General features: G+C 64.6%; 18 protein-coding genes. 8 read left to right on the top strand and 10 right to left on the bottom strand.

All coding sequences use genetic code 11. The annotated features are described in order from the left end of the window. Positions 1-8: 8 nt before the first annotated feature. Genes KFF05_02345 through ftsE form a run of 3 tightly spaced genes read right to left on the bottom strand, consistent with a single transcriptional unit; the run spans position 9 to position 2,283 of the window. Positions 9-644 carry a YdcF family protein gene (locus tag KFF05_02345; GenBank protein ID UTW52241.1) on the bottom strand — a complete coding sequence of 212 codons (636 nt, stop codon included), beginning with the start codon at positions 642-644 and terminating at the stop codon, positions 9-11. Continuing rightward, the gene (locus KFF05_02340) at positions 644-1,525 is read right to left on the bottom strand and encodes a cell division protein (GenBank protein ID UTW53548.1); all 882 of its coding nucleotides are present in this window, start codon (positions 1,523-1,525) and stop codon (positions 644-646) included. Before KFF05_02340 ends, KFF05_02345 begins: the two co-directional genes overlap by 1 nt. 11 nt (positions 1,526-1,536) lie before the next feature. Next, entirely contained in the window at positions 1,537-2,283 is a 747-nt protein-coding gene (gene ftsE / locus KFF05_02335; GenBank protein UTW53547.1) for a cell division ATP-binding protein FtsE, read from the bottom strand. A gap of 252 nt (positions 2,284-2,535) precedes the next feature. Here ftsE and KFF05_02330 point away from each other — a divergent pair, with 252 nt between their 5' ends. Next, entirely contained in the window at positions 2,536-3,555 is a 1,020-nt protein-coding gene (locus KFF05_02330; protein UTW52240.1) for a DUF3426 domain-containing protein, read from the top strand. Between the two features lie 30 nt (positions 3,556-3,585). Here the strand turns inward: KFF05_02330 and KFF05_02325 are convergent, their stop codons facing one another. The 4 genes from KFF05_02325 to argH form a co-directional block, all read right to left on the bottom strand. Beyond that, on the bottom strand, positions 3,586-6,246 hold the full coding sequence (locus KFF05_02325) for a TIGR02302 family protein (GenBank protein UTW52239.1): 2,661 nt from the start codon (positions 6,244-6,246) through the stop codon (positions 3,586-3,588). A gap of 123 nt (positions 6,247-6,369) precedes the next feature. Further along, positions 6,370-7,635: a diaminopimelate decarboxylase gene (gene lysA, locus KFF05_02320; protein UTW52238.1), complete on the bottom strand. Its 1,266-nt coding sequence runs from the start codon at positions 7,633-7,635 to the stop codon at positions 6,370-6,372. Positions 7,636-7,690: 55 nt separating this feature from the next. Next, positions 7,691-7,930, bottom strand: a complete 240-nt coding sequence (locus KFF05_02315; GenBank protein UTW52237.1) for a hypothetical protein — start codon at positions 7,928-7,930, stop codon at positions 7,691-7,693. A 40-nt stretch (positions 7,931-7,970) separates the two neighbouring features. Further along, positions 7,971-9,401, bottom strand: a complete 1,431-nt coding sequence (gene argH, locus KFF05_02310; protein ID UTW52236.1) for an argininosuccinate lyase — start codon at positions 9,399-9,401, stop codon at positions 7,971-7,973. 63 nt (positions 9,402-9,464) lie between these two features. On the opposite strand from argH, the gene KFF05_02305 reads away from it, so the two are divergent. The 3 genes from KFF05_02305 (at position 9,465) to KFF05_02295 (ending at position 11,254) form a co-directional block, all read left to right on the top strand. Then, a complete protein-coding gene (locus KFF05_02305) occupies positions 9,465-10,094 on the top strand; it encodes a TlpA family protein disulfide reductase (protein UTW52235.1) in 630 nt (209 codons plus the stop codon). A gap of 56 nt (positions 10,095-10,150) precedes the next feature. After that, positions 10,151-10,477 carry a hypothetical protein gene (locus KFF05_02300; GenBank protein UTW52234.1) on the top strand — a complete coding sequence of 109 codons (327 nt, stop codon included), beginning with the start codon at positions 10,151-10,153 and terminating at the stop codon, positions 10,475-10,477. 117 nt (positions 10,478-10,594) lie between these two features. Then, a complete protein-coding gene (locus KFF05_02295; protein UTW52233.1) occupies positions 10,595-11,254 on the top strand; it encodes a peroxiredoxin in 660 nt (219 codons plus the stop codon). A gap of 81 nt (positions 11,255-11,335) precedes the next feature. Here the strand turns inward: KFF05_02295 and KFF05_02290 are convergent, their stop codons facing one another. After that, positions 11,336-11,803: a DUF1127 domain-containing protein gene (locus KFF05_02290; protein ID UTW52232.1), complete on the bottom strand. Its 468-nt coding sequence runs from the start codon at positions 11,801-11,803 to the stop codon at positions 11,336-11,338. A 220-nt stretch (positions 11,804-12,023) separates the two neighbouring features. On the opposite strand from KFF05_02290, the gene KFF05_02285 reads away from it, so the two are divergent. Continuing rightward, positions 12,024-13,880, top strand: a complete 1,857-nt coding sequence (locus tag KFF05_02285; protein ID UTW52231.1) for an aminopeptidase P family protein — start codon at positions 12,024-12,026, stop codon at positions 13,878-13,880. Here KFF05_02285 and KFF05_02280 read toward each other — a convergent pair whose 3' ends face one another. Continuing rightward, positions 13,881-14,402 (bottom strand): SAM-dependent methyltransferase, encoded by a 522-nt coding sequence (locus KFF05_02280; protein ID UTW52230.1) that lies wholly within the window; start codon positions 14,400-14,402, stop codon positions 13,881-13,883. It abuts the gene before it with no gap. Between the two features lie 90 nt (positions 14,403-14,492). On the opposite strand from KFF05_02280, the gene KFF05_02275 reads away from it, so the two are divergent. Then, on the top strand, positions 14,493-14,969 hold the full coding sequence (locus tag KFF05_02275; protein ID UTW52229.1) for a hypothetical protein: 477 nt from the start codon (positions 14,493-14,495) through the stop codon (positions 14,967-14,969). A gap of 31 nt (positions 14,970-15,000) precedes the next feature. Further along, on the top strand, positions 15,001-15,585 hold the full coding sequence (locus KFF05_02270) for a TetR/AcrR family transcriptional regulator (GenBank protein UTW52228.1): 585 nt from the start codon (positions 15,001-15,003) through the stop codon (positions 15,583-15,585). A 130-nt stretch (positions 15,586-15,715) separates the two neighbouring features. Here the strand turns inward: KFF05_02270 and KFF05_02265 are convergent, their stop codons facing one another. Further along, positions 15,716-17,743 (bottom strand): protein meaA, encoded by a 2,028-nt coding sequence (locus tag KFF05_02265; GenBank protein ID UTW52227.1) that lies wholly within the window; start codon positions 17,741-17,743, stop codon positions 15,716-15,718. A gap of 226 nt (positions 17,744-17,969) precedes the next feature. On the opposite strand from KFF05_02265, the gene ccrA reads away from it, so the two are divergent. Continuing rightward, positions 17,970-19,250 carry a crotonyl-CoA carboxylase/reductase gene (gene ccrA, locus KFF05_02260; protein ID UTW52226.1) on the top strand — a complete coding sequence of 427 codons (1,281 nt, stop codon included), beginning with the start codon at positions 17,970-17,972 and terminating at the stop codon, positions 19,248-19,250. Positions 19,251-19,287: the final 37 nt, after the last annotated feature.

Here is a 19,287-nt window from a genome sequence, read left to right as displayed (position 1 = left end):
CGGCCCCCTCATTTCAGGATCGGGCGGGGCGCCGCGAAGATGCTGGAAATCCAGTGCCTGGCGCGGGCGAACAGCCACTTGTTGTATTCCGAGACGATCAGGCTGGCCGTGCCGGGCCAGGCCCACCAATATTTCTGCTTCACATGTTCGGGGAACACCGGATTGGGGATGACCTTGACCCCCGGCATGAAGAAGTGAAATTCGGCGAGCGAGCGCGGCATGTGATAGGCGCCGGTCACTAGGCGCAACGAGGTGAACCCGCGCTTCGCCATCCAGACCCGCGTTTCCGCCGCGTTGCCCACGGTATTGACGGCGTTGCCGATGCCGATGCGGGACTCCAGGCCCTCGGGCTCGCGCTTGGAAATCTGGACCAGGCGCTCCACGTCGAGCCCGTGATAAACGCCGGACACGAACAACTGCCCGGCCAGGTTGCGGGCCAACAAGTCCAAACCTTCATCCAACCGCCCGCTGCCGCCGGTCAGGACCACGATGGCATCCGTGTGGGTGCCCGGGTCCTCGACCTTTGCCGGAATGGTGTCGGCGAATTGGAACAACCCGACGCCCCAGATGACGGCGACGATGATCACCATGACCAGCAGCCGTCCCATCCCCACCGGGGTGCTGCGGCGTGGACGCCGGCTCATCAGGACATCCGCTTCAGGTTGCGCATGACGGTCGAGCGCGCGGTCATCATGGCCAACAGTGCCACGGCGACGGGAAGGGTGAGGAATCCCAGGGCCTTGAAGAACCCCAGGTCAGGTTTGGGCACCATGGTCGCCCCCGTTTCCATTGCAAGATAGCCGATCCCGGCCAGGGTCGGCACGGCGAGCGCGAGGCCGAGAAATCCGCCCTTGAGCCCCAGGCCCAGGGCACGGGACGCGAATTGGCGCGCGATATAGGCATCCTGGGCGCCGATCAGGTGCAGAACCTCAATGGCTTCCCGGTGGATCGCCAGGCCCGTGCGGGTGGTGAACACCACGGTGCCGATGGTCGCCAGGCCGATCAGGCCCAACACCGCCCAGGCCAGGACCTGGATCACCGTGACCAGGCGCACGAGCTGGCTGAGCCATACCCGATGGTCGTCGACGGAAACCCCCGGCACGCGGGCCTGAAGTTCCCTGGCCAGGCTTTGCGCGTCGAGCGCCGCATCGCGGTCCACGGTGACGTCGATCAGCATGGGGATCGGCAGATCCTGCGCCTGCCCCGCCTCACCGATCCAGGGTTTCAGCAGGTCGAGCAGGCGGTCCTTGGACAGCGTCTCGTAGCGTTCCACCCCCGGCTTGGCGGCCAGCACGGCAAGCACCTGACCCAGGCGCTGTTCGTCCTCACGCGCGTCTGAGCCCGGCGGCACCTGAACCGAGACGGTGGCGTTGAGCCCCGTATCCCAGCGCTTGACCGCGTCGTTGAGGATCAACATCCCGGCCAGCGCCAGAGCCGACAGGAAGACCATGAAGGCGATCAGCCAGGGCAGGAAACGGCCCAGGGTGTCTTCGTTCATCGGCAGGTCGGAGCGGCGGCGGAGCATCACGGTCAGCATCAATGAATGCGGGAGAAACCGGGACCGGCGGGAGCGGCACCCGCACCGATTCCCGGTTCGTCCAGGCCCAGGTCGGAAATGATTTCCGCCTCGTCCGTGTTCAGGCGGCCGTTTTCCAGGCGCATGACGGGATGCGCCATCTGGCGCACGATACCCAGGTTATGGGTCGCCACGATCACCGTGGTGCCCAGTTTGTTCAGTTCCTCGAACAGATGCATCAGGCGCAGGCCCATCTTGTCGTCGACGTTGCCCGTCGGCTCGTCCGCCAGCAAAAGCTTGGGCCGGGTGATGACGGCCCGCGCGATGGCGATGCGCTGCTGCTGGCCGCCGGACAGGGTCGGCGGGCGCGAATTCAAATGATCCTTCAGTCCGACCCAGGACAGCAATTCCTCGACATGGCGGCGCACGTCGCTTTCCCGGGCCCCGGCCACACGCATGGGCAGGGCCACGTTGTCAAAGGCCGACAAATGGTCAAGCAGGCGAAATTCCTGGAACACCACGCCGACCCGGCGGCGCAAGCGCGGCAATTCGTTCCGCGACATGCTGGCGACGTTGCGCCCGAACAATGAAATCTGCCCCCGCGTCGGACGCAGGGCGATGTAGAGAAGCTTCAGCAGGGAGGATTTACCGGCGCCGCTTTCCCCCAGAAGAAAGCGAAAGGACGACGGCCCCAGGGAAAAGGTGATGTCCTGCAGCACCTCGGGCCCCAGTCCATAGCGCAGTCCGACATTTTCGAAGCGGACGATGCTTTCGGGATCGCTGTCTCTCACCTTTGGGGGTACCTTGATCGGGCTCTCGGGGACTTTAGGGAAAAATTCATCAATGATCGGCTATTCCCTTTAAGGAACAATGCCATGGGGCCGCGTCGGCGTCCAGGGAGGGCGCCGAAGTCCTTGGGTTTGCTCGGCTTGCTTTCCTATTTGCCGACGCATATAAAGTCCATGGGTGGAATCGGGGTAAATATGCTGGTTACCTGTCCAAATTGTCGCACGCGCTACATGCTGCAACCCGCGCAGCTTGGGCAGGGGCGAAACGTGAGCTGCTCCAACTGCAGTCATGTGTGGTTCGCCGACCCGCGCGACGCGCTGCCTGATCCGGCGCCCGTCCCCCGTCAGGCCGCGGCACCCGCCGGCTACCCGCCCCAGCAACAGATGTACGCGCAGCCCGGCTACGGCGCCGCGCCCACGCCTTATCCGCCGCAGGCTTATGCGCCGAATCCCGTGCCGCAGGCCGCGCCGCCGCCGCCGCCAGCGCCCGAACCGGCCCCCATGCCGGCGCCGCCGGCACCGGAACCGGCGGACGAGCCCGATCCCATCATTGAGCCCGACACCATGATCGCCGACGACACGGACGACGACATGGGTGTTCTGCCCAATGACATCGACGACATGTTCGAGGATGACGACGACGACATCGAGCCGTTCGAATCCCTGATCAACAACGACGACGAGGAAGACGACCTGGAGTCCATCGAGTCCCCGGACCAGATGGACGACCCGGATTACATTCCCGACGTGTTCTCGGCAGAGGAACAGGACCCGGACGACGATCTGCCGCAGAAAAGCATCCTGGGCAAGGTCATCGCCCTGTTCTTCGTTCTGCTGATCGGCGGGCTGGTCGCCGGCACCTTCTTCTTCAAGGACGAACTGGTCGCCAAGGTTCCGCAGCTGAACGACGTGTTCAAGATGATCGGGTTCCATCAGGTCGGCGACGGTTTGCAAATTCAGCGCGTCGAACATGCCCAGGAAACAGACCAGGGCTTGGAAGTTTTGGTCATCCGCGGGCAGATCGAAAACGTCGCAGACGGCCCCCGCCCCGTTCCCATGGTCCGCGCGATCCTGTTCGATTCCGAAGGCGAACCGATTCAGCACACCGACGTGGCACCGCTGAAGAGCGAACTGGCGAAGGGCGACAAGATGTCGTTCAAGATCCGGGTCCGCGAACCGTCGCCCCTGCGACGGCGTATCACGGTCACCTTCGTCGATCCCAAGGACGCGGCGGCCCCCGCCAAGCATTAGGCGCCGGCCAGGCCCCGTTTATTCCGGAAATCAGAACTGCTTGAGCAAGCGGTCGATGTAGTCGCGTTCCAGCGGCGGGCGCTGACGTTCGCCCGACCGCTTGCGCAGTTCATCGAGAATTTCCCGGGCCCGGCGCATTTCCATGCGTGACGGCACATCGACATCGCCGTCGACCGAGGCGCCGAAGGCCCCGCCCGAACCACGGCCGAACGGGTCCTGGCCGCGGCCGGGACCGCGCTGGCCCTGCTGTCCGGGGCGCAGGCCAAGTTGCGGGCCGAATTGCTGCGCCATCTTCTGCGCCATCTGGTCCTGGGATTTCTGCAGATGTTCCAGAGCTTCCGTCTGATTGGGCACGGCATTGCCCGGCTGTCCCTTGCCGAGAGCCCGCGACGCCTCGCGCATGGCGCGTTCGGCCTGACCCATTTCGCCCGGGATATTGCCCAGCATTTCATCCATCTGCAGCATCAGGTCACCCAACGCCCGGCGCAGGGCTTCCTGCTGGGCGCGGCCTTGCAGGTTGGGATCGCCCCCCATGCCCGGCCGCGGTGTGCCGCCGGGGCGGGCCTGTTGCCGCTCACCCTGTCCATCACCCGGTTGCCGCCCCTGGCCGGGGCGCCTTTCGCCTTGGCCCTGCTCCCCATCCCGCGGCAACGGCATGGCGCCTTCCGGACCCTGGCGGCCGCGCGGCGAAAGGCGATCCTGCTGGGCGCGCTGAAAGGTTTCGTCGAGCAGACCGCGCTGGCGTTCGGTCAATTCGCGGAGCCCGTCCATCAGGCGCTTGGCCTCGGACATCTGCTGCTGTTCCTGTGGCGCCATGGCCATACCGCGGCGAATCTGATCAAGCGCCTTCTGCAATTGCGCCAACATCTGACGGGCCGCATCCATGGCCCCGTTCTTGGCCAGTTCACGGGCCCGGTCGAGCATGTCCTGAAGGTCGCGGCTTTGCAGCGACTGCATATTGGGGTCGAAGGCCGGCAGATCCTTGAGGTCCTGGCGGGTCAACTGTTCGGTCAGCGCCTTGAGATATTCATCCAATGCCTGACGAAGCTGCTCCATCAGGTGTTGAACCTCCTGGGAATCCGCGCCCTCGCGCATGGCCTTCATGACCTTGTCCTGAAGGTCCATGAGTTCGCGTTCGGCGACCGCGAAATCGCCGTCTTCGATGCGCAGCGCCGTATCCCACAGAAGCTTCTGAACGCTGGCGATCTCCGTATCCTTGTCGCCGCTGTGCAGCAGCCGCGCGCCAGCCACGTTAATGGCGAGGAACACCACCGTATCGTTGAAAAAATGGTCAGGCTTGTGAAGCAGGTCTTCCAGAACCTCAACCACCTCGATGATTACATCGGGCGAAGAGTCCGACAGCTTGCGCCGCTGTTCGACCAGCGCGCGCGCGACCGGGTGATTGAAGGTGCGCTGCGGCAACAGGAATTTCAGATCCTCGCTGGCGCCGACCTGACCGCGGCCGTCCGTGGCCTCGATGCGACCGACGACCTCGATCCCCGCCCAGGGATGCGCACTCAGGTCGTGGACACCGACGCCTTGGGTCAGCACGGTGCCAGGCTCGGCCAGCGGCAGGGCGAGGCGCACGATCTCTTCACCGCCGGGAACGGGGCGGCCGTTGGGATGGCGGATGGTCATTTCCACGGAAGCCAGACCGTAATCGTCCTTGGCTTCGAACTCGGTCTTGAACGACGCCCGACCGGCCTGTGACGGCTTGGTCATGAATTCCGCCGACGGCGGCGCGTCGGCGACCACGGTCAGCGGCCAGGCCGCAAGCCCGCGTCCGGCGACGGTGATGTTGATGCCCTGGGCGCCCGGCGTGTCGAGCAGGGTTTCCAGACGAAAGCTGCCGGCCTCATGGCCGCTGCCGATCGGGGTGAAGGGTGTTTCGATGCTGCCCAAAGCCATGTCGGGGATCCGCCCGACGCCACCAACCTGGGCCAGCAGGGTCGAACCCTGGGGCACGGATAGGGCGGCGTCGGCGGGTCTGTCGCCTGGCGTCGGCACCTTGCCGCCGCCATTCAATTCCAGATAGATCGGCGCCTGACGGGTATAGGCGGGTGGCGTGATCCAGACGGAAACGCTGAGTTCCTGGCCCATGGCGGCGGCCCCTAACGGCGTCACCGCGCGCATCAGGCGACCACCTGCATCGTTCCAGCCAACGACGATGCCGAGCACCAGAAGCACCAGCAGGGGGGGGCGAAACGCCCGGGGGTCGTGGCCGGCCGCATCCGGCGCGGGGGCGCCCAGGCGCATTCCGGCGATGCGTTCGGCCATGCGGTCGCGGTGGCGCTGCCAAAGGCGACGCGCCAGACGGTCATCCATGCCGGCCAGCAGCCGGTCATCCAGGGTCGCGAGGGGGCGATGCTCGAAGCCGCTGTCGTCCTCCAGCCGATGGCGGGCGGCGGCGCGGCTGACCATTGGCCGGTTTTCCCACGCCCGGCGCAGAGTCAGCGCCAGCAAACCGGCGAAGGTCACCAGCACGATGCCGTGCAGCCAACGCGGCAGCAGGGGAAGGATGTCAAGCAGCGCCAGGCCCACGAACAGGGCGAGGACGGCCAGCACGGACCAGGCCAGAGGCCAGATTTTTTCATAGAAAACCACGGCCCGCGCCAACGGCAGCAGCAGGCGGTAGCGCAGACCCAATCCGGTGTCCGTCCGGCCGGTTGCCGGCGGCGGAACATCCAGCATGCGGCGGGTTCCTTTCACCCAACGTCGGGCAGGTTCACCTGAAACAGGTGGGGCCGCCCAAGGCACCCCGCAACCCGTTTTCCACCGAAGGTCTCAAGGACCGAGACGCCGGAAACCCGGCAATCAGTCCGCCAACCAGGGCGGCAGCGCGTCGAAGGCCATTAATTCCTCGGCTTCGACACGGCGGCGGACCACGGCATGGTCGCCGCCCGATACCAGAACCTCGGGCACCAGGGGCCGGCCGTTGTAGGTCGAGGCCATGACGGCCCCATACGCACCCGCGGACCTGATCGCCAGAAGATCCCCCGGCTTTACGGCGGGAAGATGGCGTTGCACCGCAAATGTATCACCGGTTTCGCAGATAGGTCCAACGACATCGACGGGATGCAGGGCGCTGCCCGGCGCCGGTTCGGCCACCGGCACGATGGCGTGATAGGCGTCATAGAGGGCCGGGCGGATCAGGTCGTTCATGGCCGCATCGACGATGACGAAGCGGCGGGTCGAGCCGTCCTTGGCATAGAGCACGCGGGTCACCAGCACGCCCGCGTTGCCCGCGATCAAGCGCCCCGGTTCAAACGTGACGTGACAGCCGAGCGGCCCGACGACATCCTTGACCATGGCGCCGTAAGCAGCCGGCGGCGGCGCTTGTTCGTCGTTGTAGGGAATACCGAGCCCACCGCCCAGATCAAGGCGGCGGATGTCATGACCCTGGGCACGCAGGTCGAGAACCACATCGCGCACCCGCTCGTACGCCTTGCGATAGGGTTCCAGGTCGAGCAGTTGCGAGCCGATATGAACCGCGATGCCGCCCGCGTCGATGCCCGGCAGATCACGCGCCCGCCCGTAAACATCCGGCGCCCGGTCCCAATCAATGCCGAACTTGTTTTCCGCGCGGCCCGTGGTGATCTTGGCATGGGTCTTGGCGTCGACGTCCGGGTTGATGCGGATCGCCACATGGGCGGTCTTGCCCTTGGCCGCCGCGACCTGGGACAGGGCCACCAGTTCGGGTTCGGACTCCACGTTCATCTGATAGATGCCGGCATCCAGCGCCTGAGCCATTTCGGCCTGGCTCTTGCCGACCCCGGAAAACACGATCTTCGATGCCGGCACGCCTGCCGCAAGGGCGCGCATCAGTTCGCCGCCAGAGACCACGTCGGCCCCCGCCCCCAGCTGTGCCAGGGTTTTGATGACAGCGACGTTGCCGTTGGCCTTGACCGCGTAACAGACGGTGTGGTCCAGGCCCGCGAGGGCTTCGTCGAACACCCGGAAGTGGCGCTCCAGCGTCGCCTGAGAATAACAATAGAACGGCGTGCCGATCTGGTCCGCCAGATCGGCAAGGCTTACGTCCTCGGCTGACAACAGCCCGTCTTTGTAGGTGAAATGGTCCAAGGGTCGGTTTCCGGTCTTTGTTCAGCGGCGGGCCCGATGGGCGGGCGCGGCCGGGTTATCTGGTGCGGTCCGGGATCGTGTCCAGCTTCAGGAACTGGGAGCGGTCCATGGGCTCGGCCTCGCCTTCGGCCGGTTTCACCGGCACGGGGCTTCGTTTTTCCGGCAGGAAATAGGGATAGTCATGGGGAAATTCCGATCCCGGCGGATGCTTCGGTTGATTCTTGCGCCCACAGGCCGACAGCCCGGCGACCGTCAGGCCGGCAAAAAACGTCGAAAGGAACTGTCTGCGTGTCATCGCGTCCGATCTTCCCGAATATCCATCCGCGTTCCGGCCCCTAACCCAGGAACCGCGCGCGCGCATCCTTGGCCTGGGCGCGCACGTTGTCCGGCGCCGTGCCGCCGTAACTGGTCCGGCTGGTCACGGAATTCTCGACGCCGAGCACCGAATATACGTCCTCGGTAATGGCCGGGTCCACTTCGCGCATGTCGTCGAGGGTCAGGCCTTCGAGTTCGCAGCACTTGGCTTCGGCCATGGCGACGAGCGAGCCGGTCACATGGTGGGCATTGCGGAAGGGCATGCCCAATACCCGCACCAGCCAATCGGCCAGGTCCGTCGCCGTGGCAAAACCGCGCGATGCATCGGCCGCCATGCGGTCTTTGTTGAACTTCACGTCGCGCACCATGCCCGCCGTCGCGGCCACGGCCAGGGCCACGTTATCGGCGGCGTCGAACACCGCTTCCTTGTCTTCCTGCATGTCCTTGCCGTAGGTCAGCGGCAGGCCCTTCATGACGATGACCAAGCCCTGGAACGCCCCCGCGATACGCCCGACCTTGGCGCGCACCAATTCGGCGGCGTCCGGGTTGCGCTTCTGCGGCATGATGGAGGAGCCGGTCGAAAAGGCATCCGTGAACTGCGCGAAGCCGAACTGCTGCGAACACCAGATCACCATTTCCTCGGCAAAGCGCGACAGGTGAACGGCAAGGATCGTCGCGGATGAGAGAAACTCCAGCGCGAAATCCCGGTCCGACACGGTATCCAACGAATTGGCCGTCGGCCGGTCGAAGCCGAGCGCCGCCGCCGTCATGTGACGGTCGATGGGAAACGAGGTTCCGGCCAGGGCGGCGACACCCAAGGGACATTCGTTCAGGCGCCTGCGGCCGTCGGCAAGACGGCTGCGGTCGCGGCCCAGCATTTCCACATAGGCCAGCAGATAATGGCCGAGGGTCACCGGCTGCGCGCCCTGAAGATGTGTAAAGCCGGGCATCACGGTCGCGGCCTCGGCCTCGGCGCGTTCGATCAACGCGGCCTGCAGGTCCTTGACGCCGGCATCCAGGGCATCGATGGCACCCCGCACCCACAGCTTGAAATCCGTCGCCACCTGATCATTGCGCGACCGCGCCGTGTGCAGGCGGCCCGCCGGCGCACCGATCAGCGCCGCCAGACGACTTTCCACGTTCATATGGATGTCTTCCAGGGCACGCTTGAATTCGAAATCACCCGTGGCGATTTCCGCCTTCACGGCCGCAAGCCCGTCGGCAATGGCGTCGGCGTCGGCGTCCGTGACGATGCCCTGCTTGGCCAGCATGCGGACATGGGCGGTCGATCCGGCGATGTCCTCGTTCGCCAGCCGCTTGTCGAATTCGATGGAGGCGTTGATTTCCTCCATGATGGCGTCGGGACCGGCGTCGAAGCGCCCGCCCCAGATGGTCGAGGCGCCGGAAACGTCGTTTCCGCCCGATCCGGACTTGCCCGTAGTGCGCGCCATGGCTATCTCCTTAAGTCCAAGGCGATGGTGTAGACGATCAACGTAAACGGACAGTGAACCTGCATGATGACCCGGACCCACATCCAGACCACCCGTAATGCCCTTGCGCCCGCGACATTCCTGCGGACCCTGGCCACCGCCGTCTTGTTGAGTGGGGCGATTTTCATCATTCCCGACGGCATTGCAAGGGGGGCGGAGACCGCTTGTTCCGCGCCGCCGCCAACGTTATCCAAGTTCAAGGCGGCGAATTCGGCGGGCGCGGCCGTGACGGAAGCGTTCCAGACCGCCGGGGGCGCCCCTGTCACCATCACCGAACTGGCCCGGGGCAAGGGGGCCGTGGTCAATTTCTGGGCCACCTGGTGCGCCCCCTGCATCAAGGAAATGCCGCATCTGGACGCCCTGAAGACGGATCTGGCCCAGGACGGGATTCCAGTCATCGCCGTCAGCCAGGATCGCGGCGGCCTGGACGTGGTCAAACCGTTTTTCGACAAGCAGGGATATAAAAATCTCTCGATCCATCTGGATCCCAAAGGCACCTTCGCCCGCGCCAACAAGGTGCGCGGCCTGCCGACGACGATTCTCTATGACGCCGAGGGCCGGGAAAAGGGCCGCCTTGAAGGCATCGCCGAATGGAATGCCCCGGAGGTCAAAGCATTCATCCGCGCCTGCCTGAGCACATCCAAAGGCGGCTGAGCCGCGATCCGGCCGCCCTGGTTTATCGCCGGCGGCGAACGCGCTAGGATAAAACCATGACGACACAAAGCCTAAAATTTCTGTGCGCAGGCGCCCTGGTGCTGGGCCTGAGTGCGTGCAGCGTGACCGAATGGACCCTGCCCGGCGGCTCCGAGGACCAACTTGCCTTCGACCGCCAGGAATGCCGGTCCCTGGCCCGCCGGGAGGCCGACCGCATCCTGAAACGCCAACCCCTGCCGCAACCCGATGCCGGCCCCCTGATCGGCAGCGAATACGATGCCGCCATGGCGCGCTACGACCTGTCGCGCCAGACCGACCGGATGTTCGTGTCCTGCATGGAAAATCGAGGCTACCGGCGGACCAGCCGGTCGCTGTTCGACTAGGCGTTCCATTCTGGACTGCGGCTCCCCATATAGACGGGGCGCTGCCTGCCTCTGATCGGCGCGCGGCGCGGACACAAGCTGTCATTGAACGCACACGGCCAGAAAGAGGAGACCGACATGGGCTTGACCATTGGCGACACCGCCCCCGATTTCACGGCGGAAACCACGCAAGGCACTATCAATTTCCACGACTGGATCGGCGATGGCTGGTGCATCATCTTTTCGCACCCCAAGGACTTCACGCCGGTCTGCACCACCGAACTGGGCTACATGGCAAAGCTGATGCCCGAGTTCAAGGCACGAGGCGTGAAGGTTATCGGCCTCAGTGTCGATTCCGTGGACGATCACGCGGCCTGGTCCAAGGACATCGAGGAAACCCAGGGCACCGCCCCCAATTATCCGATGATCGGCGATGCCGACCTGAAGGTTGCCAAGCTGTACGGCATGCTTCCGGCCGATGCCTCGGGCGGGGCCAAGGAACGCACCGCCATGACCAACATGACCGTACGCACGGTCTTCGTCATCGGCCCGGACAAACAGATCAAGCTGTGCCTGACCTACCCGATGGCAACGGGACGCAATTTCGATGAAATCCTGCGCGTCATCGATTCCCTACAGCTTACGGCAAAGCATCAGGTCGCGACGCCGGTGAACTGGAAACAGGGTGAGGACGTGATCATCGTGCCCGCCGTCAGCGATGAAGCCGCCAAGGCAAAATTCCCGGGTGGTTGGAAAACGCTGAAGCCCTATCTGCGCATCGTGCCCCAGCCCAAATAAGACGAACCGGGCCCGAACAAACAAAAACGGCGGCGCCCCGCGTTGGGCACCGCCGTTTTCTTGTCTGCGAGTCGCGCTGGCTTAGGCGGCCAGGCGATCGTTGCCGCGGCCCGTCGGCTGCGCTGCCGCCGGAACGAGGTAATAAAGTTCGGCCGCGCTGCGGGCGGAGGCCGGCACCCGGTCGTTGCCGGAGAAGGCCCCGGCGACGAGGGCGGTAATGTCGTCGCGGCGGATGCCGATGTCACGCAGCATGCGATCATCGAGGGCCAGCAGCTGGCGGCGCATGGCGTTGCGGCGCAGGCCGATGATCAGCCCCTGGATAAGGGACTGCACGCCGTTGACCAGCGGCAGGAAATAGCTGTCTTCCTGCATCAAGGCCGGCTGCTGAAACAGATCTTGCTGAACCGGTTCGGCCTGCTTCTGGGACCGTGCCGGGATAATCGCCTGGACCGCTTGCTTGCAGATCCGCGCGAAAGCCTGCGCCCGCAGAATACGGGCTTGTTCGATGAGGTCCTGAACGGACAGATCAGTTTGGCTGTAGGGCGCCATGGTCGTTACTCCTGAATTGATGCCGTGGGCGGGCCCTGAATGGACATTGCCGACGACGTGTTGGGCGGAACCTATGCCTGTCCTTTCCATGCGAAAACCGCAAATGCTGCACCGCAGCATTGCATTAAACGCATGGCTGATTGTGCGAAATATCACAGCCAACCCCCTGCCCCGCATGTCTCTGCTTGCCACCCGGGCCGGGGCTTCCTAGCTTGTCCCCATGGACGCATCATCACCCGCCAAACCCCGCCGGGGATCTTCCCGCGCCGCGATCGCACCACCGCCCGCCGCCGAACGCCTGACGCTGTTGCGCGCCGAACTGGCGAAACGGGGGCTCGACGGCTTCATCGTGCCGCGCGGCGACGAACATCAGGGCGAATACGTCGCCCCCCACTCCGAACGCCTGGCTTGGCTGACGGGCTTCACCGGCTCGGCCGGGATGGCGGTTGTGCTGAGCCGCCGGGCCGCATTGTTCAGTGACGGCCGCTACACCCTACAGGCGGCAAAGCAGGTCGACGCGAACCTGTACGACCTTCGCCACATTACCCAGGAACCTGCCGTCGACTGGATCGCCGAAGCCCTGCCCAAGGGCGGCAAGCTGGGATATGACCCCTGGCTGTTGACGCCGGCGCAGGTCCCCCGCTTCCGTGAAGCCTGCCAGCAGGCCGGCGGCGAGCTTGTGCCCGTGGACGGCAATCCCATTGACGCCGTCTGGGCCGACCAGCCCGCACGCCCCGCTGCCCCCGTGCGCGCCCATCCCCTGAAGTACGCGGGGCTGGGATCGGCGGACAAGCGGCGGACCGTCGCCGCGATGTTGAAAGCCCAGGGCCAGAGCGCCCAGATTCTGTCGGCCCCCGATTCCATCGCCTGGCTGTTGAACGTGCGGGGGACCGACGTGCCGCGCACGCCCTTGGCCCTCAGCTTCGCCGTGATCCATAAAGACGCCGCCGTCGACTGGTTCATCGATCCGGTCAAAATCCCGGCGGCGGTGACACGCCATCTTGGCAAGGACGTGCGTATCAAGGCACCGGACGCCCTTGGCCCCCTGCTCGATCGGTTGGCCGCGAAACACGCAAAAGTCCGCATCGATCCCATGGCCGACCCCATGTGGATCGCCGCCCGCCTGGCCGACGGCGGAGCCGTGGTTGACCGCGGCCAGGACTTGTGTATCCTGCTCAAGGCCTGCAAGAACAACACGGAAATCGCCGGTATGCGCGCCGCCCATCTGCGCGATGGGGCCGCCGTGGCGAAATTCCTCGCCTGGCTGTCGGCGGAAGCACCCAAGGGCGGGATCAGCGAGATCGCCGCCTCGGACCGGCTCTATGCCTTCCGCAAGGAAAACGATCTGATCCGCGACCTCAGCTTCGACACCATTTCCGGCAGCGGCCCCAACGGCGCCATCGTGCATTATAAGGCAACCCCGGCGTCCGACCGGCGGCTGCGCGCGGGCGATGTCTATCTGGTCGATTCCGGGGCGCAATACCTGGACGGCACCACGGACATCACGCGCACCGTCGCCATCGGCCCGAAAGCCCCGCCCAAGGAAGCCCGCACCCGCTTCACCCTGGTCCTCAAGGGCCATATCGCCCTGGCCAGGGCGCGCTTTCCCAAGGGCACCACGGGCTCGCAATTGGACCCGCTGGCCCGCCAGTTTCTCTGGGCCCAGGGCCTGGACTTCGACCACGGCACGGGCCACGGCGTCGGCAGCTACCTCAGCGTCCACGAAGGGCCGCAACGCATTTCCAAAGCCCCCAGTACGGTGGCGCTGGAACCGGGCATGGTGATTTCGAACGAGCCCGGATACTACAAGACCGGGGCCTACGGCATCCGCATCGAGAACCTTGTCCTGGTCACCGCCGTCACCGCACCCCGGGGGGCGGAACGCGATGTCCTGGCGTTCGAGACCCTGACCCTAGCCCCCATCGACCGTAATCTGATCGAGGTGACGCTGCTGGACACGGCGGAACGGGCCTGGCTGGATGCCTATCACGCAAGGGTCCGCAAGGCTCTGTCACCCTTGGTCGACACCAAGACCCGGGCCTGGCTGAAACAGGCGACGGCGCCGCTCGTCGGCTAGTCACTTTCGATACAGATAAACCGCCGAGCGGTGCAGGTCGTCGACCCGCGCTTCCTTCGCCGGCGTCCAACCCGGCAGGGCGAAGGCGTTGGACAGCACCCAAGCGTCCGGCTTCAGACCATCCTCCAGCCGGCCGGCCAGCTTGGCCATGGCCGGCGGGCAGAGGAAACAGACCGCGAGATCGGCATCCGAGAAATCGGTCTTCATGACGTCGCCAAACCGGACCTCCAGGTTGGCCGGGCCGAACAGGGCGCGGCGCAGTCGGCAGACCGCCCAGGGCAGGGGCGAGGCTTCGGTGGCGATGACCCGGGCATCCGGAAAGCGGCGGGCGAGCGCCCCCGCCAGGCCGCCCCATCCGCCCCCCAGTTCGTGAATACAGCGCGGTTCAAGGCCCTCGATCACGGTGAACATGCAGGCCCGGACGGCGGGGGATGTCGGCATCGGCGGAACCCCGGTCCACACGGTCCCGGCAAGGATCAGAACAATGGCGGCGAGCACCAGGGAAAGGGCTAAAAATTCCATCGACAGGGCCCCTTTTCGCCGTCACATTACCGGCCCATATTAGGTTCATCTTCGGAATTCAGCCGGATTTCCGAAGCAAGAGAAGAAAACATGTTCTTTTTTAATACAGCGAAGAAAATGAGCCAATTGGGCAAGCCGGTTGATCCCAACTGGGTGCGCAATGAAAAGGGCAAGTTTTTCCGCTTCATCAATCTCGACCCCCAGGAACAGAACCTGGAGGGACAGACCGCCGTGTTCATCATCTGGCACGGTGGCGTGCGGCCTGCCTGGGTTTATGTCGGCACCTCGCGTAACCTGGCGCGCGACCTGCAAGAGTGCAAGAACAACGAAGACATCTTGTATTTCGAACGGTTCGGCGGCCTGTTCGTCAGCTGGTGCTACATCCGCAAGGAATTTCAGGCCGGCGCCGCGCGCTACCTGACCCAGATCGCCAAACCCCAGGTCGACAACCCGCTGGCGCCATCGGCTGCCGTCGATGCCATCCCCGTCATGCTGCCGGGCGCCAAACCGACGGTTTGGGCCCCCTTTAACCCAGTCTTGCCACGTCTTTTCCAAGAATTCCATTGACGCGGCGAACCAGAACAAAAATTCTGATTACATGGCCCGTACCCGCGAATTCGACCCCGACGATGCCCTCGACAAGGCCATGCGCCTGTTCTGGGAACGCGGTTTTCAGCATACCTCCATGGAGGATCTCGTCCGCCATACGGGCGTCAGCCGCTATGGGCTCTACGGCACCTTCGGCAACAAGGATGCGATCTATCATCAGGCGCTGATGCGCTACATCCAGATCAAGAAGGATGAAATGCGCCGGGCCCTGCGCACACCGGGTGCCGGACGTCAGGCGCTTGAGGCCTATTTCCGAGATATCGACGCATTCGTGTCCTCGGACGAAGGCCGCAAGGGCTGCATGGTCTACAACACCGCGGCGGAACTGGCCCCCCATCATCCGGAATTGGCCGAGTACCTGAGGGGACTTCACGCCGAAGTGCGCGATTTGTTCGAACAGGTCATCCGCAACGGCCAGCAGGCCGGTGACATCCGCACGGACATTCCGGCCGCCGATCTTGCCATGACCCTGTTCACCATGGAGCAAGGCATGGCCGCCCTGAACCGCGGCGGCACGGCCATCGACGACCTGATGTCCTGCTATGACACCTATCTGAGGTTTCTCGACGGCTGAGCCCCGCCCCCCATCATTCCGTCATGCCCGTGCTTGGCACGGGCATCCACGCCTTTCCTCCCTCGGTACCGATTGGATTGGGATGTGGATGGCCGGGTCTGGGCCCGGCCATGACGGTGAGAAAGACGCGTTACTCCGCCGCCGTCTTCAACCCTTCCGCCGCAAGATCGACGATCTGGTCCATGATCGCCGTCAGGTCGTAGTCCTTGGGCGTGTAGACGCGGGCGACGCCGGCGGCCTTCAGGGTTTCGGCATCGGCGGGCGGAATGATGCCGCCGGCGACCACAGGAATATCGTCCAGGCCTTCGGCCCGCATCAGATCCATCACGTCCGTGACCAAGGCCACGTGCGATCCCGACAGTACCGACAATCCCACCACATGCACGGCCTCGTCCCGCGCGGCGGCGACGATCTGGCCCGGGGTCAGGCGAATGCCTTCGTAGACGACCTCCATGCCGGCGTCCCGCGCCCGCACGGCGATCTGCTCCGCCCCGTTGGAATGACCGTCGAGCCCCGGCTTGCCGACCAGGATCTTGATGCGGCGGCCGAGGGCGGATGACACCTCCTCGACCCGCGCACGCACGGCCGTGATGTCGCCGGCGGCACCCAGGGCCGCGCCAGAAATGCCCGTGGGTGCCCGATATTCACCGAACACGTCGCGCAACGCCTGGCCCCATTCGCCCGTGGTCACGCCCGCATGGGCGCATTGGATCGAGGGTTCCATGATGTTGGCGTCGGACTTCGCCGCCTCGGTCAGAGCCTTGAGCGCGGCCGCGACCTTGGCATCGTCACGGCCCCCGCGCCAGGCAACCAGGGACGCGATCTGTTCCGCTTCGGCCTCGGGCGAGACGGTGACGATGGCGCCCGCCTGACCGACCAGGGGCGAGGGTTCGGCCTCCTGATACTTGTTCACGCCGACCACGATCTGCTCACCCGCCTCGATGGCGGCAAGCCGCTTGGCGCTGGCTTCGACCAGGCGCTGTTTCATGTAGCCGGCCTCGATCGCATGGACGGCGCCGCCCATGGCGTCGATGCGGGCCAGTTCAGCCAGGGCCTGCCCCTTCAGGTCTTCGACCTTGGCGTCGATTTCCTTGGAACCGTCGAAGATGTCGCCGAATTCCAGCAGGTCCGTCTCATAAGCCACGATCTGCTGCAGGCGCAGCGACCATTGCTGATCCCACGGGCGGGGCAGGCCGAGGGCCTCGTTCCAGGCCGGCAGCTGCACGGCACGGGCGCGGGCGTTCTTGGACAGGGTCACGGCCAGCATTTCAAGCAGGATGCGGTAGACGTTGTTTTCCGGCTGCTGTTCGGTCAAGCCCAAGGAATTGACCTGCACGCCATAACGGAAACGGCGGTACTTTTCGTCCTCGACCCCGTAACGGTTGCGGGTAATGTCGTCCCACAGCTCGGTGAACGCCCGCATCTTGCACAGCTCGGTGATGAAGCGCATGCCGGCGTTGACGAAGAAGCTGATGCGCCCGACCAGACGCGGGAAATCCGCGTCCGAGACCTGGCCCGAGGCCTTGACCGTGTCCAAAATCGCCTGCGCATTGGCAAGCGCATAGGCCAGTTCCTGAACCGGCGTCGCCCCCGCTTCCTGCAGGTGGTAGGAGCATACGTTGACCGGGTTCCACTTGGGCACCTCGCGGCAGGTGAAGGCGATGGTGTCCGACGTCAGGCGCAGCGACGGCGCCGGCGGAAAGATGTAGGTGCCGCGCGAGAGATATTCCTTCAGCACGTCGTTCTGGGTCGTGCCCGCCAGATCGGCGCGCTTGGCCCCCTGACGTTCGGCGGCGGCGATATAAAGCGCCAGCAGCCAGGCCGCCGGGGCGTTGATGGTCATCGACGTGTTCATCTGGTCGAGGGGAATGCCGTCGAACAGCTGCGCCATATCACCCAGATGGGAGATCGGCACGCCGACCTTGCCGACCTCACCCTTGGCGAGCGGATGGTCGGCGTCATAGCCGGTCTGGGTCGGCAGGTCGAAGGCCACGGACAGGCCCGTCTGCCCCTTTTCCAGGTTCGAACGGTACAGCGCGTTCGATTCCTTGGCCGAGGAATGGCCCGAATAGGTGCGGAACAGCCAGGGCTTATCCCGCGCCGCCGCCTGTTGCGCCGCAGCGGAACCGCCTTTTGCGCCTGCTAATTCGCCACTCATAGCCTTCTCCTTGAAATGACAGAAATTCGCCATTTTCTAAAAATTATTGTAATTTTATTTCGTATCTAAATCACAAAACGAAAGATAGAATTTTGTGCATTGCGAAGAAAATGTAAAGCGGATATGACCAATAGGACAACAAAAATGGCCGCATGCCGAACAATAAGATACAGGCGAAAACGCGGACCGTTGGGGATGGCGTAACTGTGTGGAGAAGGAGGCAGCAATGACGGATGCCGCCGAAGTGATCGAATTGAACCCGAACCAGCCCATGAAAGACCTGTACGAAGTCGGCGAAATCCCGCCGCTGGGTCATGTCCCGAAACAGATGTACGCCTGGGCGATCCGCAAGGAACGCCATGGCGAGCCCGATACCGCCATGCAGGTCGAGGTCGTGGACGTCCCCGAACTGGACAGCCACGACGTCCTGGTCATGGTGATGGCCGCCGGCGTCAACTACAACGGCGTGTGGGCCGCGCTCGGCACGCCGATCTCGCCCTTCGACTACCACAAGGCCGAGTATCACATCGCCGGCTCCGACGCCTCTGGCGTGGTCTACGCCGTCGGCTCCAAGGTCAAACGCTTCAAGGTCGGCGACGAGGTCGTTGTCCATTGTAATCAGGACGACGGCGACGACGAGGAATGCAACGGCGGCGACCCCATGTTCTCCACCTCGCAGCGCATCTGGGGGTATGAGACGCCGGACGGCTCCTTCGCCCAGTTCTGCCGTGTCCAGGACCGCCAGTGCATGGCCCGGCCCAAGCACCTGACCTGGGAGGAAAGTGCGTGCTACACCCTGGTCCTCGCCACCGCCTACCGCATGCTGTTCGGCCATCGCCCGCATATCCTGCGGCCCGGCCACAACGTACTGGTCTGGGGGGCGTCCGGCGGGCTGGGCTCCATGGCCGTGCAGTTGTGCGCGGTATCCGGCGCCAACGCCATCGGCGTGATCTCGGAAGAGGACAAACGCGACTTCGTCATGTCCCTGGGCGCCAAGGCGGTGATCAACCGCAAGGACTTCAACTGCTGGGGCCAACTGCCCGAGGTCAACGGGCCCGGCTTCAAGGAGTACATGGCCGAGACCCGCAAGTTCGGTAAAGCCATCTGGGACATCACCGGCAAGGGCAACGACGTCGACTTCGTGTTCGAACACCCGGGCGAGGCGACCTTCCCGGTCAGCTGCAACGTGGTCAAGCGCGGCGGCATGGTCGTATTCTGCGCCGGCACCACGGGCTATAACCTGACCATGGACGCGCGCTTCGTGTGGATGCGCCAGAAACGCATCCAGGGCAGCCACTTCGCCAACCTGATGCAGGCGTCGCAGGCCAACCAGTTGGTCATCGAACGGCGGCTCGACCCCTGCATGTCGGAAGTGTTTTCCTGGGCCGATATTCCGGCAGCCCATATGAAAATGCGCGCCAACCAGCACAAACCCGGTAACATGGCGGTTCTGGTCCAGGCCAAGCGGCCCGGCTTCCGGACCCTCGAGGATTGCATTTCGGCGTAAAGCTCATCGGCGCCCCGCCGCCTGACATCAAGGAGAC

The sequence above is a fragment of the bacterium SCSIO 12827 genome (genome assembly GCA_024397995.1).
Taxonomy (GTDB): Bacteria; Pseudomonadota; Alphaproteobacteria; order Rhodospirillales; family Casp-alpha2; genus UBA1479.
This window is presented reverse-complemented; position numbering and strand designations above follow the sequence as displayed.